The organism is Stanieria cyanosphaera PCC 7437 (assembly GCF_000317575.1).
Lineage (GTDB): Bacteria > Cyanobacteriota > Cyanobacteriia > Cyanobacteriales > Xenococcaceae > Stanieria > Stanieria cyanosphaera.
In genome coordinates, this window is record NC_019748.1 from 4,865,914 (window position 1) to 4,881,399 (window position 15,486).

A 15,486-nucleotide genomic window follows, 5' to 3' on the forward strand; every position below is an offset into this window, starting at 1 on the left:
AAAACAATCAAATTAAATGATCGACTCAATATTACTATAGTGTAATTCCTATTACTTGCTTGCTTATGTCTAGTTAAATTAACAGATGCTTAAAAATAGATATCAGTAAGACCCCTCGCATTTCAATAAATAATATGGGGAACAAAAAATGCACACAGAAATAGCAGCAGAATCAAAAGTGTTACTTATGAAAGAAAACTCTCAAAGAGATAGTAAAAAATTACTACTTATTGACGATGACCCTAACCTAATCTTACTGGTTAAAGACTATCTTGAATTTAGGGGCTATAACGTCATGACAGCAGAAAATGGGAGAGAAGCTTTAGATTTGCTAGAGCAGAGTATCCCCGATATGATTATTTGCGATGTTATGATGCCCGAAATGGATGGTTATTCTTTAGTTCAACATATTCGACAAGAACCTCGGACAAATAGAATTCCTGTACTGTTTCTGTCGGCTAAAGGGCAAAGTCAAGACCGAGTCAAAGGTTTAAACGAAGGTGCTGATGTTTATATGGTTAAACCTTTTGAACCAGAAGAATTAGTAGCACAGGTAGAGTCTTCTCTCAATCAAATCAAACGTTGGGAGCAAGGTCGTGCTAGAGGCATAGACGGAGTAGCAACAATCCAAGTTCCCCATAATGTCGAACTCACTCCAACAGAGTTAAAGGTAGTGCAGTTAGTCGCTAAAGGCATGGCTAATCGTGAAATTGCTGAACAACTTAACGTCAGTCAACGGACAATTGAAAGCCATGTTTCTAATATGCTCAACAAAACTAGCTTAAATAACCGTACTGAGTTAGCACGTTGGGCAATTGAAAGTAATATGGCTTAAATCGAAAGCATCAGTTATCTCTTGGCAAATCAAATTAACTAATTGGATCATCTTACTGATATCTAGGGTAACCATAAGGTTGCCCTCAGATTTTGTCGGTTGAGAACAATAAAAGGTGTCTGAGAATTAAAAAGCCAGATAATTAAATAACCTTGCTATTTTTTAGATATCTGTATATAATTAATTCTTGTTGCTGGTGTAGCTCAGTTGGTAGAGCTGCTGATTTGTAATCAGCCGGTCGCGGGTTCAAATCCTGTCACCAGCTTATCTGAAACCCTTGACGTTTATTACAACCCAGCGTCTCTAGCCCTGAGCTAACTACTTAGAGATGAATTGGGATTTACATCTATTCCCCAACTATTCCCCAAATACGTAGTTTAAGTCAATCCTCTTCATCAATTCTTTAAATTCATGTCTAATCTGTAAAGGCATGAAAAGCTATAAGCTCATCTGAGCTAAAAAACAACAGCCTGCTGAAACCAACAGACTGTTTAACAATTAATTAGGCTTAAGGATCATAGGTTAAATCGAGCATTACATCATGCCCATACCACCCATGCCACCCATTCCGCCCATTCCGCCCATGCCATCCATACCACCAGGCATTGCGGGAGCTTGAGGTTCGGGTTTTTCTACTACTAATGCTTCTGTAGTTAAAACCATACCAGCAATAGAGGCTGCATTTTGTACCGCAGAGCGAACTACTTTAGCTGGGTCAATAATACCAGCAGCAATCAAATCTTCTAATTGACCAGTTAAAGCATTGTAACCAACGTTAAAGTCCGTATTTTTAACTCGCTCAACAATAACTGTTCCTTCTACTCCAGCATTATCAGCTAACTGACGTAAGGGAGCTTCCAAAGCTTTAGCAAAAATATCAGCAGCAACTTTTTCTTCGTCGTTGCTTAATTGATTTTTAAAATCAACAACTTTATTCGCCAAATGAATTAGAGTTGTACCACCGCCAGGAACAATTCCTTCATCTACCGCAGCTTTAGTAGCGTTAAGTGCGTCTTCAATACGAAGTTTGCGGTCTTTGAGTTCGGTTTCAGTAGCTGCACCAACTTTAATAACAGCAACACCACCAGCGAGTTTAGCAATGCGTTCTTGTAATTTTTCTGCGTCGTATTCGGAATCAGTTTCTTCTAATTGTTTGCGTAGTTGAGCAACTCGTTTTTGAATTTCTTCGGTTTTACCACCACCAGAAACAATTGTAGTATTTTCTTTGTCAATGGTAATCTTTTCAGCTTTACCTAGCATCTCAAGAGAAACCATTTCTAGACTCAAGCCGATTTCTTCAGAAATCATTTGTCCACCAGTTAGGATGGCGATGTCTTGAAGCATTTGTTTACGGCGATCGCCAAAAGAAGGAGCTTTGATCGCAGCTACATTTAAAACACCACGAGCTTTATTAACAACTAAAGTAGCTAAAGCTTCACCTTCTAAATCTTCAGCAATAATTAATAAAGGTTGACCGGAACGAGCAACTTTTTCTAAGACAGGAACTAAATCGGCGATCGCACCAATTTTCTTATCAGTGATCAAGATTAAGGCGTTATCAAAATTAACCTGTTGTCTTTCTTGATCAGTAATAAAATAAGGAGAAATATAACCGCGATCAAGTTGCATTCCTTCAACTACATCTAATTCTGTAGCTAAAGATTTTGATTCTTCAACGGTAATCACGCCATCTTTAGTTACTTTATCCATCGCCTCAGCGATCATTGCCCCGATTTCTTCGTCATTACCAGCCGAAACGGTGGCTACTTGTGCGATCGCATCTCCTGTTACTGGTTTGGCTACAGCTACGATTTCTTTGACTAAATAAGCAGTGGTTTTTTCCAAACCTCTTCTTAATGCTACAGGATTAGCCCCTGCGGTGACATTTTTTAAACCTTCTTTGATTAATGCTTGAGCAATAACTGTTGCGGTAGTTGTACCATCTCCAGCAATATCTTTAGTTTTAGAAGCGACTTCTTGAATTAATCTAGCACCAGTATTTTCTAAAGGATCTTCTAATTCAATTTCTTTGGCAACGGTAATTCCATCGTTAACGATTTGGGGTGCGCCAAATTTCTTTTCTAATAAAACATTGCGCCCTTTGGGACCAAGAGTAATTTTAACTGCATTAGCTAGGGAGTTTACACCCTTTTCTAACGATCTTCTTGACTCTTCCTTAAACGAGATAATTTTTGCCATAGAATTTTGTCTTGAAATTTGATCGTGTTTCCTTATGCAAATTTAGCACTCTTAAAGAGAGAGTGCTAAGAAATTTATTAAGATCGAGCTTTAAATTTTCAAAGCTTTGCTATTGCTTGGTTTTAAGCCTAAAAAGTTTTCTGGCTTGGTCAAATTTACCATCTGTCAAGCAATAATTATGGGTGTTTTCCTTACCCAAATTACCGTACCTTCTAAGCTGCATCTAATTTTTCGGTTGATTTACCTGTAGAGACTTAACAGGTTACGTTTCTACTTTCAGATTATCAACTAAAAAAGCCCATTGATCGGCAATTTCTTCGATAATTTTGGCTGTAGGTTTGCCTGCACCGTGTCCAGCTTTGGTTTCAATGCGAATCAACACGGGATTATCTCCTGCATGGGCTGCTTGTAAAGCTGCTGCAAATTTAAAACTGTGGGCGGGTACAACTCTGTCATCGTGATCGGCGGTAGTAATCATAGTTGCTGGATATTTTGTTCCTGATTTGAGATTATGTAAAGGAGAATAGGAATATAGTGTCTTAAATTCTGACTCATTTTCGGGACTACCATATTCAGAACACCACGCCCAACCGATGGTAAATTTATGGAAACGCAACATATCCATTACTCCTACTGCGGGTAAGGCTGCTGCAAATAAGTCTGGACGTTGAGTCATACAAGCACCGACTAATAAACCTCCATTGCTACCACCAGCGATCGCAAGTTTGCTAGAGGAGGTATATTTATTAGTAATTAACCATTCTGCTGCTGCAATAAAGTCATCGAAGACGTTTTGTTTGTTCTCTTTCGTGCCTGCTTGATGCCATTCTTCACCGTATTCACCACCACCTCGTAAGTTAGGTACGGCATAAATGCCTCCTAATTCCATCCAGACTAAGTTAGCAATAGAAAAGTTGGGGGTAAGAGAAACGCTAAAACCACCGTAACCATAGAGACAAGTGGGATTATTTCCATTTAGTTGTAAGTCTTTTTTGTGGGTAATAAACATGGGGATATTTGTTCCATCTTTACTAGGATAAAAGACTTGTTTGGTTACATAATCATTGGGATTAAAATCTACGGTTGGCTGACGAAAGATCGTACTTTTTCCTGTTACCAAATCGTAGCGATAAATAGTAGCGGGAGTAGTAAAACTAGTAAAAGCATAAAAGGTTTCGGTATCGGTTCTTTTGCCATTAAAACCACCCGCAGAACCAATACCAGGTAAATCTACTTCACGAATAAAAGTACCATCTAAACTAAAAATTTTAACCTGCGATCGCGCATCTTTGAGATAATCAGCTACAAATTGATTATTAAGTGTAGCAATTCCTCCGAGAGTTTCTTCGGCTTCGGGAATAATTTCTTGCCAGTTATTTTTATCAGGACTATTAATATCAATTGCAATTATTTTTCCTTTAGGTGCATCTAGATCTGTTCTAAACCAAAAAATTGAATCATCGTGATCAATCAAATCATAATTGGCTTCAAATTCATTAATTAATTCAATGATTTCTGATAAGGGTTCTTGTAAATCTTTGTAGAAAATCAAATTTTTTGGATCGGTACCGCGCCAAACACTAATTACTAAATAACGTCCATCTTCTGTAACACTACCACTAAAACCCCATTCTTTTTGGTCAGGGCGATGATAAATTAAAATATCTTCAGATTGTTCTGTTCCTAACCGATGATAGTAAAGTTTTTGATAATAATTAACCTCTTCTAATTTAGTTTTTTCATTAGGTTCATCATAGCGACTGTAAAAAAAGCCTTGATTATCTTTTGTCCAAGATGCACCAGAAAATTTAATCCACTTGAGATGATCGACTAAATCTTTTCCTGTTTCCACATCTCTTACTTTATATTCAATCCAATCCGAACCAGCAGTTGATAAACCATAAGCCATTGATTTTCCATCATCACTAATTGCTAAACTAGATAAAGCAACTGTTCCGTCTGCTGATAATTTATTTGGGTCTAATAATACTTTTGGTTCGCCGTCTAAAGATTCTAAAGTATATAAAACACTTTGATTTTGTAGACCATCATTTTTAAAATAAAAATAGCGGTTGCCTTCTTTAAAAGGAATACCAAATTTTTCATAATTCCATAATTGAGTAATTCTATCTTTTAATTTTTCCCTAATTTCCAGTTGAGATAAATAACCAAAAGTAACTTCATTCTGTGCCTCAACCCAAGCTTTAGTTTCATCACTATCAGGATTTTCTAACCAACGATAAGGGTCTTTTATTTCTATATTAAAAAAGCGATCGCGCTCTTCAGTTTCCTTACTCAAAGGATAATTAAAATTAGACATGATAACCAAGTAATAGATATTTTTTTTGAATTAAATTATCTTAATCAATCCTAGTCCATAAAGCCAATCCGCCACCTCTACCTCTAGCAGCAATCAGACGATCTTGGATTAAAAAATAAGCAAAAAAAGCTTGTTGATTAATTTTTTCTTGATAAAACTTTTCTTCTTTTGATTTACCAGACCTGATATAACCTTGATAAATTTTGAAGTTAAATAATTTGACAATCATTTGGGTAAAATCAAAGGCTAAAATATTTTTTTTAATTAAAAATTTGATTGGGCCTGTCAGAGATAAAGTTAAGCCACCAACTTCAACACAATTATTAACTCTACCTTGTTCTTGATCTAAAAAATATGTCAAAGTAATCTTAATAAACTTAGGAATATATTTACCAGCACCCAAAACAATACCAGCCTTTTGTCTAGTTTTTTTTGTACCAGTAATAAAACATAATCGCCAAGTACCAATTAATTGTTCAAAAGAAGCAGAACTTTTTCTTTGTCTTGCTTCCTTTTCTGCTTGTAATAATGCCTCAACTACAGTATCCGAATCAGGCAAATTTGAGCTAGTTAAAAATGAATTAGCAACTTGTTCAAGAAGAGATAAATGTTCCATGCGATCGCTTTGTTTAGATTAAAATTTTAATAGTTTTATATTTTTTTTCTATCGATTCGGGTTTAGAGACTGACAATAATTATAAATTTGTGAACATAAATTTTCTCAAGAGTCGATTTAGCTTCCTAATCTTTATAATCTTTAGTATGAGATACAATTCTCTTATTATTCGCTGAAATTTAATTAATTTAAATATGTCTCTTAATCGACGGAATTTTTTCTTAATTTTAGGCGCAACTACTGGTGCTGCGATGTTTGGAACTTTCCCCAAATTAGCTATAGCACAATCTTCCGATGCAGCTAGTGACAAGCCTTTTCAACTACCTCCTCTTCCTTACGCTTACGATGCCCTTGAACCTTATATTGATGCAGAAACGATGAGGTTTCACCACGATAAGCATCATGCTGCCTATACAAAAAAACTCAACCAAGCAGTTAATCAATATCCAGAATTAGCCAATCAATCGGCTGAAGACATTCTGCGAAATATGGATACTGTTCCCGAGGATATTTTAACAACCGTTCGTAATAATGGTGGTGGGTACGTCAACCATGCAATGTTTTGGCAAATTATGAGTCCCGATGGCGGAGGAAATCCCACAGGAGCGATCGCAACAGCAATTACTGAAACTTTTGGTAGCTTTGATGCTTTTAAAGAACAGTTTAATGAGGCTGGCAGCAAACAGTTTGGTAGTGGTTGGGCTTGGTTAGTTTTGGATACTAATAACCAATTGCAGGTAATGAGTACTCCCAATCAAGATAGTCCCCTGATGGATGGGATGTATCCAATTATGGGTAACGATGTTTGGGAACACGCTTATTATCTCAAATATCGCAATAAACGAGATGAATATTTGACTCAATGGTGGAATGTTGTTAACTGGGAAGAAGTAAATAAGCGTTACGAACAAGCGATCGCTTAAAACTTATTCTTAAATAAAATGATTAATCTTCACTTGGTCTAAAGATATTTTTTAGTCATAAAGCGGTCGCGCTCTTCAGCAATTATTAAAACTGTTACATCCCAATTCAGAAAAGACTTAATCTCAATCTTTGCAGGTGAAGATTAATTTTAGCAAAATCAATTATTAAGTAAATTCTTCAAAGATTCAATCGACAGCCCCATTTCCTGACTAGTTTGCTTTAATGCTGTCTGAAAACCGCTCACATCCGTGCTGTAACCACATAACTGCGCTGCTTTTTTAATGCCAGAAGAAGCATTTGCTCTAGCACAGTCAATCAACTCCGCACCAGTGAGGGGTTCTTCTCCAGAGAGAAGCTTTTTTCTAGATTCACCCCAAAAAGCACTTAGAGTACAAATTTGCTCGTCTTCCTTATGTTTAACTGACCAGCGATAAATAACAGATTGAGGATCAATTCCAACCTCAATTAATTTAGCCCCCATATAATATTGCATTTGGCTAAGAGTTTTTTGTTTTAGTTCTAACGGCTGATTCTTTTTGATTGTGCGGTCAAGATGAGCTTGAGTAGGCTTAGGCATTTTTAATTTAAAAAGTTTTTCTCTCTATTGTTACTTTACAATGGTTATTCAAAACTGTGACATCTTGAAATTGAGATGAAAAAGATCAGAGCAATAGTTTCAGGACAAGTACAGGGTGTAGGATTTAGGATGTCTACTCGCTCTCAAGCTAGACAAATAGGAATTGATGGATTTGTCCGAAATTTGAGCAATGGCAATGTAGAAATTATGGCAAAAGGAGAAGCCCAAAAAGTAGATCAGTTTTTGGAATGGGCTAAGTCTGGACCACCGTCGGCGGTAGTTAACAAGCTGGAAGTAGAAGTTCTGGTTGATGATGGTGAAGAATTTGATGGTTTTGAAATTCGTAAGTAAAAATTAATTTATTTTTAGGTCTAAATAATCATAATTTAGTTAATAAAATATTCTAGACAAATAAGCATCTAGTTTGTTTAAAAGAGTCTTATGTCTTAACCTAAAAGTTTACTGCCACAGCATAAGTAGTCGTGCAAAATTAATTATTTAGTAGAGACAAGGCAAAAGGTAAAAAGCAGGAGGAAATTTAAAATGTGTAATTAATTATGTAATCGTACTTGTACACTAAGACGAGCAGGTTTGTAACAATTAAAATTGAATTTTTATTTAATATTTATGGCTAACAATTACTTAACTCCGAATCAACAACTTGCTGCTTATTTACCTACTAGTGTAGTAGTTACGGCTGGTGCTGGTACGGGGAAAACTCATATGTTAGCAGAGAGGTATTTGTATTATTTAAAAGAAAAAAATTTATCTCCTTTAGAAATAGTTGCGGTTACCTTCACAGAAAAAGCAGCTAAGGAATTGCGATCGCGGATTAGAATTTTAATTAGTCAACAGTTACCTCAACGCACAGATATTTTAGCGGAGTTAGAAGCAGCAACAATTAGTACGATTCACGCTTTAGCTAGTCGAATTTGTGAGGAACATCCCTCAGTAGCAGGTATACCTGCTGATTTTACAGTTATTGACGATTTAGAAGGAAAAATTTGGCTTGATGAGGCGTTAGAGTCGGCTTTAATCCGTTTACCACCACAAGTTTATCAGTTGATTCCTTTTTCTTTAATGTCTAAGGTAATGAGTGGTTTATGGACAGATCCCTATACGGCGACTAAAGCTTTACAACAAGGTATCCAAGATGGGAATACTTTGATCAGATATGCACGAAGGGAAGGTTTAAAAAAATTAGTTAATGATTCAATTTGGACTAAAACATGGTCAATTTTATCTCAGTATCAAGGACAAGTAGGAGATAAGTTAGAAATTATTCGGCAAGATACTTTAGTTGCCATGACGGAGTTGGAAGATGAAGAAAATGTTGATAATGCGATCGCATTTTTAACTGGAATTAAGCTTAGTGTTGGCAGTAAAAAAAGTTGGCAAGATGACGGTTTTAGAGTTGTTAAAGAAGCTCTAACATCCCTACGAGAGTTAGTCAAAAAAACTATTCAAACAGGATTGATTACTCTGACTTTGACTGAAGCGGACGAACAATTGAAACAATTACTTCCTGCTTTAACTGAAGCTTATCAAGATATTACTAATTATTTGGGCAAATTAAAATGGCAAGCTAGATTATTAACTTTTAGCGATTTAGAAATTTATGCCCTCAAAGCTTTAAGAGATCTGCAAGTACAAAAATATTATCGACAAAGATGGCAAGTTTTTTTAGTTGATGAGTTTCAAGATACTAACCCTACCCAGGCAGAATTACTACAAACTTTAACCAAAACAGCCCAATTAACCATTGTTGGTGATGTTAAACAGTCGATATATGGTTTTAGAAGGGCAGATCTGAGAGTATTTAAACAATTTAAACAAAAAATTTTGAATAATAACGGTCGAGAAGTTATCCTCAGTCAAAGTTTCCGTACTCATCAACCCTTACTGAAACAAATTAATCAGATTTTTGCACCCTTATTAGGAGATTTACATCAGGAGTTAAGAAGCGATCGTTTTTTAGAGGCGGAGGAGAAGAGGGGCGAGGAAGAAAAATATATTCAAGTTTTTGCTGTCGAAAAACATCCTGATAGTAGTAAAAGTCAGCGTCTACGGGTAGAAGCGTATCATCTTGCTCAAAAAATCAAGCAAATGTTGGCTGAAAAAATTCCTGTTTATGACAAGCAAACCCAACAATTACGCCCTATTCAACCCCGAGATATCGCAATCTTAACTCGAACTTGGTCACCTCTTCAATATTATGAAGAAGCTTTAGCAGCAGCAGGAATTCCTGTCGCACCTTCAGGCGGTGGTAATTTATTGGTTACTAGAGAAGCTAAAGATACTTGGGCATTATTACGTTTTTTGGTCGAACCACAGGATAATATTGCTTTGATCGCAGTTTTAAGAAGTCCTTTTTTTGCCATTAGCGATCGCATTTTATTTCAACTGGGCATCTCAAAAGAAAGTAAAATTGATTGGTGGGAAACAATTGCCTCTGCCTCACTACCTGAATTGGAACATCCTGTTAAGGTACTTTCTCAACTACTACAACTGCGTTATCAAGAAGCACCTTCGCGTTTAATCCAAATTGCAGATCGTTTAACAGGATATACCGCAGTTATTGCTAATCTATCAGGTGCAGCGAGAAGAATGGCAGACTGGCAGGGATTTCGGGAATTGATTACAGAATTGGAACAAGGTACAAATGATCTGTTTGGGGTGGTACGTCGTCTCAAACGTCTTTATGATAGTGAAAGTGAAATTGCTCGCCCTGCTTTAGATGTAGGTAACGCTGTATCTCTGATGACGATCTTTGCAGCTAAAGGATTAGAATGGTCAGTAGTTGCGATCGCAGATTTAAGTAGGGAACGTCCAAACATTTCTCAACCGATTTATTTTGATTCTTATTGGGGAGTTGTTTGGCAATGGGAATTGGCAGGAGAAACTCAAACACCAGCCCTTTATACCTATTTAAAATTTTTACAACAGCAACGAGAAGAACAAGAAGCACTGCGTGTTTTGTATGTAGCTTTAACTAGAGCAAGAGATTACCTTTTTTTAAGCGCAACTGAACCAGATCAAGGAGATTTAAGCAGATTAAAACCTGGTTTAGATGTAGCCAATCTTCAGATTGAAACTGTTTCTTTTACTGGCGAAGCAGCTTTACCTCCTTTACCTCCCGTACAGACGTTCCATGTCACCTCTCTACCTCCTTTATTAATCGACTCGGTTGGTTCTGGTATTTTTGAACTACCAGTTACCGCTTTAAGCGAATTTAATCGTTGCCCTCTCCGCTTTCAATATCGTTTTTTAGAAGGGCATCCAGGAATTGGGGAAGGAATTGCTTACGCCTCCCAAGTAGGAACGCTAGTACACAAGGCTTTAGAATATGATATTTTTGAAGTAGAAAAGTTAATGGCTTTTGCAGATCCAAGTTGGAGTCAAGCAGCAGCAGCAGAAGCGATCGCTCTAGCTAGTCGATTTTGGCAACATCCTCAATATCAATCTTTTTATACTACAGCAATAGCAAAAGAAGCAAAAATTACCCTACAAATTCAACAAATTACTTTTACTGGTGTGATCGATTTAGTAGGAGAAAATTGGATCTTAGACTATAAAAGCGATCGTGATATTAATCCTCAAGATCACCGTTTTCAATTGTGGGCTTATGCTCAAGCTTTAAAATCTCAACAGGCACATATAGCCTATTTAAGACATGATTATGTACATAGTTTTTCGCAAACAAAATTAACTGCAATTACTGAAGAAATAGAAAGTTTAGTAAAAAAAATTAATGCAGGTAATTATATTGCCAATTCTTCCTCAGCAAATTGTCAGATTTGTCCTTATTGTGCTTTCTGTGATTTCGCCCATTTAGATTAAATTTATTTAGTTGATATTAATAATTAATTATACTTGCTACTTAAATAAATTCTCATGTAGTCGTGTTACATATAGACCACACAAGATATCTGTCTCTTGCATTTCTCAAGGAAAACTGCTAGTTTATTATTGCTAAAGATATGCATTTAGACTACATATTTTTTTTTAAGCTTTTACTTTCGGTGTTCGGTAGAATTGAGCTAAAGCAGGTTCGCCATCGGCGGGGAAATTTAACGATGTCTATGGTAATTTGCAACATCTTGAGTCATCCCTATACGTTTAACTCTAGTCTTTTCTTAACCGGTAACATAAATGCGTAACAACTTATCTATTTTTTTAAATATTAGCAATAATAAATTCAGCGATTCTCAGCTATATTATCAATACAAAAAGTTAGAGAGAAAACTCATAAATCTCTGTGAAATAATTGTTGAAAAAAAAATTATTTCCGGAAAACGCGATTATAAAAAGTTTTTAATACTTTGTCGTAGTCGAACAGGCTCAAATTTTTTAGTTAGTTTACTACAATCTCATCCTCAAATCAGAGCTTTTGGCGAAGTTTTTACAGAAGAAGAGCATATTTATTGGGGATATCCTGGTTATAATTCAGAGCAAATTTTACAACTAAGAAAAAATAATCCAATTGAATTTTTAAATAAGGTAGTGTACCGTGAAACATTTCCTTTGGTATCGGCAGTAGGATTTAAATTATTTTATGATCAAGCAAAACGAGGGCAGCAAAAAAATATCTGGGGTTATTTACAGAAAATGTCAGATGTGAAAATAATTCATCTGAAGCGAAAAAATATTTTAGAAGCTCATGTTTCTCATAAATTAGCAGAAAGAAATAATCAATGGATTTTATTGGACAATCAAAAAGAGTTGATGCTCGAACCAATTGCTTTAGATTACGATGAATGTTTACAAGCGTTCGAGCAGACTAAAATTTGGGAAACTGAATATGAACAGTTTTTTGCTAAATACAAGCATCCTATTCAAACCATATATTATGAAGAGCTAGTTAGTAATACACTGCTCATCACTAGAGAGTTACAAAATTTTTTAGAGGTAAATTATTGGTTTTTAAATACTTATACAAAAAAACAAAATCAAGTTTCCTTGCGAGATAAAATTATTAATTATGATGAGTTAAAAGACAAATTTAGTAAGACGATCTGGAGTAAGTTTTTTGAATAATTTTATTTTTTTTATAGCAGGACTAAATTATTCATAAAAAATCTTAATTTTTCTTTTTCTTGAAAATAATTTAGATTCACAAATCAAAGAGAATTAATATAATTAATTTTGATTAGGAAAAAGATTTTCTAATTGTGGAGGTTCAAATAAAGGCTGATTATTTTGATAACGCCAGAAAATATAAGAAAATACTATTGCTAAAATAGTAGTTATTAAAACAAAAATACAAGTTAATTCCAGTTTAGATATTTGATGTTTTTTTTGAATTGGTTGAAGTTCTACTAATTTAATTTGTGTATCGTTTTCTTTGATATTTTTACTAATTTGAGTTCCCAAATCACTAAAAGAGTTAGGATAAATTTGAGTAGTTTGCTCTTTAATGACACCAGATAAATTAGCTGATTTTAGATTAGTTTGATCAAAATTCGCACTAACTAGATTAGCTTGAGCCAAATTAGTTTTCGTCAAATTAGCTTGAACAAAATTGCATCCTTGTAAATCAGAATTACCAAAATTAGTTTTAGTTAAATCAGCTTCGGAAAAATCAACACCTTTAAGATTAGCATTACTCAAATCTTCACCAGTTAAATTTTTTTGTTTTGCTCCTTGATTTACTAGTTCCCAAATTAAATTACATTTATGATCGAGGAGGGTTTGATGATTAATTTTGGTGGCTCGGAAATTGACAAAATCTGCGATCGCGTCTCTTAAATAAGCACCAATTAAAGAAGCATGACTAAGATTAGCAGAGGTTAAATTAGCATGACTTAAATAAGCATTTTCTAAGTTTGTTTTGTATAAATTAGCAGCAGTTAAATTAGCTAGATGAAGATAAGCTCCATTAAGATTAGCATTACTAAGATTGGCGTGATTTAAATTAGTATTGCTCAAATCGCTATTACTCAAATCAACTTGAAATAAATTAGTATAAGTTAAATTGAGATTGCTCAAATTTTGATTAGCTCCTCCTCCATTAACAATTTCCCAAACTTTTCTTGGTTTATCATCTAATACTGTGTCTGAGTCAATGATAGTTTGTTTCAAAATTGCTAAATCTAGATTCGCTCTGGTTAAATCAGCTTGACGTATACTAGTAGCAAGTAAATTTGCTCCTTGCAAATTAGCATCAATAAGTTGAGCATGATCCAAGCAGGCATAACTAAGATTTGCTTGACAAAAATTAACCTGTTGTAGATTAAAATCTCTCAGATTTATTTGATATAAATTAGCTTTACTCAAATCAGGAATAACTTGAGGTTGTTCTTGTCGCCATTGATTCCAAACTGCTACTCCTTGGTATAGTAAAGCTAAATGTTCTTCATTTGCCATACTAAATCAAATCCTCAAATCAGAGTTTTATAGATCAATTCAAGTCTAATCAAATAATAAATAGTTTGGTAATAATTATTAAATAATCTCTACTATAAACATACTCAAATGTTTGTTAATGGTTAATTGTTGATTATTCATCCCTCATAAATTAGTAATTAGTAAAGTAAAAAATTGGTCGCTGATAACTGATAATGGTATACCTTATCAATTGAAGAAATGCTGTATCAATGCTTCTTAAGCTTAATTTAAATGGTAATTTTTAATAAGTTTGCAATATGATAATTGAATTTATCTGAAAAATCTATAAAGATAACACAAACCTTTAAGCACGGAGAAACACTTTAGAATAACTGTTCTACAATAAGCGTAGACAAAACCTCAATCAGAAATTATGTTAGATTTTGAACCAATTTTTGAATTTTCTCGGCAAAACTGTGGTGCTATCTGTGCTTTTTTAGTCCCAGCTAATTTAATTACAACTTTAGTCAATTTAATTTTGTTAGCTAAACAATCTTCTCTCTCCAAAGTTAGGTTGACTGTCGCTTTATCTATTGTCTTTGCCTTGACTTTGTTTTTACACATTTCTACCTGGTTTATGATCGGTGTTGTTACGCCAGTTACGTTTATTTTGCTGACATTGGGTAGTACTTGTTTAGCAGTGAATTTTTTAGCAATTATCTATCAACCACAATTCCTTCAATTAGTTCGATTAGCTAACGAAAGACTTGCTCCAAAAGCACGTTCTCAGGAAAGCTAAGACTCATAAGCGTTCTCGCCTATGGCGAGGCGCATCCCCGACGCTTTTATGGTTAAACTTCGATTGAGTATTTTAAAATGTTAAATTTATAAAAACTTAAACGAACACTTATCGCTTATACAAATGTAATTTACTTTTTTTAAACCTTAAAACTTCAAGGAAAAATTAATATCAAATATAATTGAATACAGGAAAGTTAGTTATTCAAAACGATGAATGCAAAAGAATCTCTGGTTCAAGAGATAGAACAAATTCCTGAATCACTTTTACCAGAAATACTAAACTTTATTCAGTTTCTCAAATATAAACATCAACAAGAGCAACGAGAAACTGCTTTACTTAGCGAGTCAATATTAGCTAAAGATTGGTTAACTCCAGAGGAAAATGAAGCGTGGCAGCATTTGTAAAGGGAGATGTAGTAATTGTTCCTTTCCCTTTCTCCGATCTAAGCCAAGCTAAACGCCGGCCAGTTTTAGTTATTGCAACCTTCACAGGAGATGATTTAATTCTTTGTCAGATTACTAGTCAAGCAGTGACAGATAGTTATGCTGTAGCAGTTACTAACAATGATTTTACAACTGGCGGACTAAATCAAAACAGCAATATTCGTCCTAACCGATTATTTACCGCCGATAGAGGACTAATTCTTTATAAAGCAGGACAATTGACAGCAAATAAGTTAAAGGAAGTAATTGACAAGATTATTAATATTTTGCAATAAAGTTTTGAAAAATGAAGTGTATGCGCTCCCTTTTTTACTGATAAATTTCTCGCTATTCTCTTCGTCTATTGAAAGTCTAGATTAAAAGGCATTAATAAGTTCTAATCATAGAAGCGATCGCGTTCCTCAAGAGCGAACCTCTCACACAGTGCCTCGGCTACGCAGAGA

General features: G+C 34.8%; 13 protein-coding genes and 1 tRNA gene. 9 read left to right on the plus strand and 5 right to left on the minus strand.

The window, feature by feature from the left end:
* The first annotated feature begins 187 nt into the window (after nt 1-187).
* Nucleotides 188-835 carry a response regulator transcription factor gene (locus STA7437_RS21295; protein WP_041620286.1) on the plus strand — a complete coding sequence of 216 codons (648 nt, stop codon included), beginning with the start codon at nt 188-190 and terminating at the stop codon, nt 833-835.
* 192 nt (nt 836-1,027) lie between these two features.
* Nucleotides 1,028-1,100 (plus strand) — tRNA-Thr (locus STA7437_RS21300).
* Nucleotides 1,101-1,369: 269 nt separating this feature from the next.
* Here STA7437_RS21300 and groL read toward each other — a convergent pair.
* The 3 genes from groL to STA7437_RS21315 form a co-directional block, all read right to left on the minus strand.
* Nucleotides 1,370-3,034: a chaperonin GroEL gene (groL, locus tag STA7437_RS21305; protein WP_015195459.1), complete on the minus strand. Its 1,665-nt coding sequence runs from the start codon at nt 3,032-3,034 to the stop codon at nt 1,370-1,372.
* A gap of 262 nt (nt 3,035-3,296) precedes the next feature.
* Entirely contained in the window at nt 3,297-5,354 is a 2,058-nt protein-coding gene (locus tag STA7437_RS21310; protein ID WP_015195460.1) for a prolyl oligopeptidase family serine peptidase, read from the minus strand.
* Between the two features lie 40 nt (nt 5,355-5,394).
* Nucleotides 5,395-5,970: a hypothetical protein gene (locus STA7437_RS21315; protein WP_015195461.1), complete on the minus strand. Its 576-nt coding sequence runs from the start codon at nt 5,968-5,970 to the stop codon at nt 5,395-5,397.
* 194 nt (nt 5,971-6,164) lie between these two features.
* Here STA7437_RS21315 and STA7437_RS21320 point away from each other — a divergent pair, with 194 nt between their 5' ends.
* Nucleotides 6,165-6,893 (plus strand): superoxide dismutase, encoded by a 729-nt coding sequence (locus STA7437_RS21320; protein ID WP_015195462.1) that lies wholly within the window; start codon nt 6,165-6,167, stop codon nt 6,891-6,893.
* A gap of 158 nt (nt 6,894-7,051) precedes the next feature.
* Here the strand turns inward: STA7437_RS21320 and STA7437_RS21325 are convergent, their stop codons facing one another.
* Nucleotides 7,052-7,471 carry a hypothetical protein gene (locus tag STA7437_RS21325; RefSeq protein WP_015195463.1) on the minus strand — a complete coding sequence of 140 codons (420 nt, stop codon included), beginning with the start codon at nt 7,469-7,471 and terminating at the stop codon, nt 7,052-7,054.
* Nucleotides 7,472-7,546: 75 nt separating this feature from the next.
* Here STA7437_RS21325 and STA7437_RS21330 point away from each other — a divergent pair, with 75 nt between their 5' ends.
* The 3 genes from STA7437_RS21330 (at nt 7,547) to STA7437_RS21340 (ending at nt 12,508) form a co-directional block, all read left to right on the plus strand.
* Complete coding sequence (locus tag STA7437_RS21330) at nt 7,547-7,822, plus strand: acylphosphatase (protein ID WP_015195464.1); 276 nt, start codon at nt 7,547-7,549, stop codon at nt 7,820-7,822.
* 276 nt (nt 7,823-8,098) lie between these two features.
* Nucleotides 8,099-11,311: a UvrD-helicase domain-containing protein gene (locus STA7437_RS21335; protein WP_015195465.1), complete on the plus strand. Its 3,213-nt coding sequence runs from the start codon at nt 8,099-8,101 to the stop codon at nt 11,309-11,311.
* Between the two features lie 312 nt (nt 11,312-11,623).
* Entirely contained in the window at nt 11,624-12,508 is an 885-nt protein-coding gene (locus STA7437_RS21340) for a sulfotransferase (RefSeq protein ID WP_015195466.1), read from the plus strand.
* 102 nt (nt 12,509-12,610) lie between these two features.
* On the opposite strand, the gene STA7437_RS21345 is transcribed toward STA7437_RS21340, so the two are convergent.
* Complete coding sequence (locus STA7437_RS21345; protein ID WP_015195467.1) at nt 12,611-13,837, minus strand: pentapeptide repeat-containing protein; 1,227 nt, start codon at nt 13,835-13,837, stop codon at nt 12,611-12,613.
* 394 nt (nt 13,838-14,231) lie between these two features.
* Between STA7437_RS21345 and STA7437_RS21350 the strand changes: the two genes are divergently transcribed.
* The 3 genes from STA7437_RS21350 (at nt 14,232) to STA7437_RS21360 (ending at nt 15,318) form a co-directional block, all read left to right on the plus strand.
* Nucleotides 14,232-14,597: a hypothetical protein gene (locus STA7437_RS21350; protein ID WP_015195468.1), complete on the plus strand. Its 366-nt coding sequence runs from the start codon at nt 14,232-14,234 to the stop codon at nt 14,595-14,597.
* A gap of 212 nt (nt 14,598-14,809) precedes the next feature.
* Nucleotides 14,810-15,004 (plus strand): DUF2281 domain-containing protein, encoded by a 195-nt coding sequence (locus STA7437_RS21355; RefSeq protein WP_015195469.1) that lies wholly within the window; start codon nt 14,810-14,812, stop codon nt 15,002-15,004.
* A complete protein-coding gene (locus STA7437_RS21360) occupies nt 14,989-15,318 on the plus strand; it encodes a type II toxin-antitoxin system PemK/MazF family toxin (RefSeq protein ID WP_015195470.1) in 330 nt (109 codons plus the stop codon). The genes STA7437_RS21355 and STA7437_RS21360 overlap by 16 nt, the downstream gene beginning before the upstream one ends.
* The last annotated feature ends 168 nt before the right edge of the window (nt 15,319-15,486 follow it).

Excerpts from the sequence above, each read along its gene's own strand:
- STA7437_RS21295 (WP_041620286.1), top strand. The coding sequence starts at position 188 with ATGAAAGAAAACTCTCAAAGAGATAGTAAAAAATTACTACTTATTGAC.
- STA7437_RS21345 (WP_015195467.1), bottom strand. The coding sequence starts at position 13,837 with ATGGCAAATGAAGAACATTTAGCTTTACTATACCAAGGAGTAGCAGTT.
- STA7437_RS21330 (WP_015195464.1), top strand. The coding sequence starts at position 7,547 with ATGAAAAAGATCAGAGCAATAGTTTCAGGACAAGTACAGGGTGTAGGA.
- STA7437_RS21350 (WP_015195468.1), top strand. The coding sequence starts at position 14,232 with ATGTTAGATTTTGAACCAATTTTTGAATTTTCTCGGCAAAACTGTGGT.
- groL (WP_015195459.1), bottom strand. The coding sequence starts at position 3,034 with ATGGCAAAAATTATCTCGTTTAAGGAAGAGTCAAGAAGATCGTTAGAA.
- STA7437_RS21340 (WP_015195466.1), top strand. The coding sequence starts at position 11,624 with ATGCGTAACAACTTATCTATTTTTTTAAATATTAGCAATAATAAATTC.
- STA7437_RS21310 (WP_015195460.1), bottom strand. The coding sequence starts at position 5,354 with ATGTCTAATTTTAATTATCCTTTGAGTAAGGAAACTGAAGAGCGCGAT.
- STA7437_RS21335 (WP_015195465.1), top strand. The coding sequence starts at position 8,099 with ATGGCTAACAATTACTTAACTCCGAATCAACAACTTGCTGCTTATTTA.
- STA7437_RS21320 (WP_015195462.1), top strand. The coding sequence starts at position 6,165 with ATGTCTCTTAATCGACGGAATTTTTTCTTAATTTTAGGCGCAACTACT.
- STA7437_RS21325 (WP_015195463.1), bottom strand. The coding sequence starts at position 7,471 with ATGCCTAAGCCTACTCAAGCTCATCTTGACCGCACAATCAAAAAGAAT.
- STA7437_RS21315 (WP_015195461.1), bottom strand. The coding sequence starts at position 5,970 with ATGGAACATTTATCTCTTCTTGAACAAGTTGCTAATTCATTTTTAACT.
- STA7437_RS21355 (WP_015195469.1), top strand. The coding sequence starts at position 14,810 with ATGAATGCAAAAGAATCTCTGGTTCAAGAGATAGAACAAATTCCTGAA.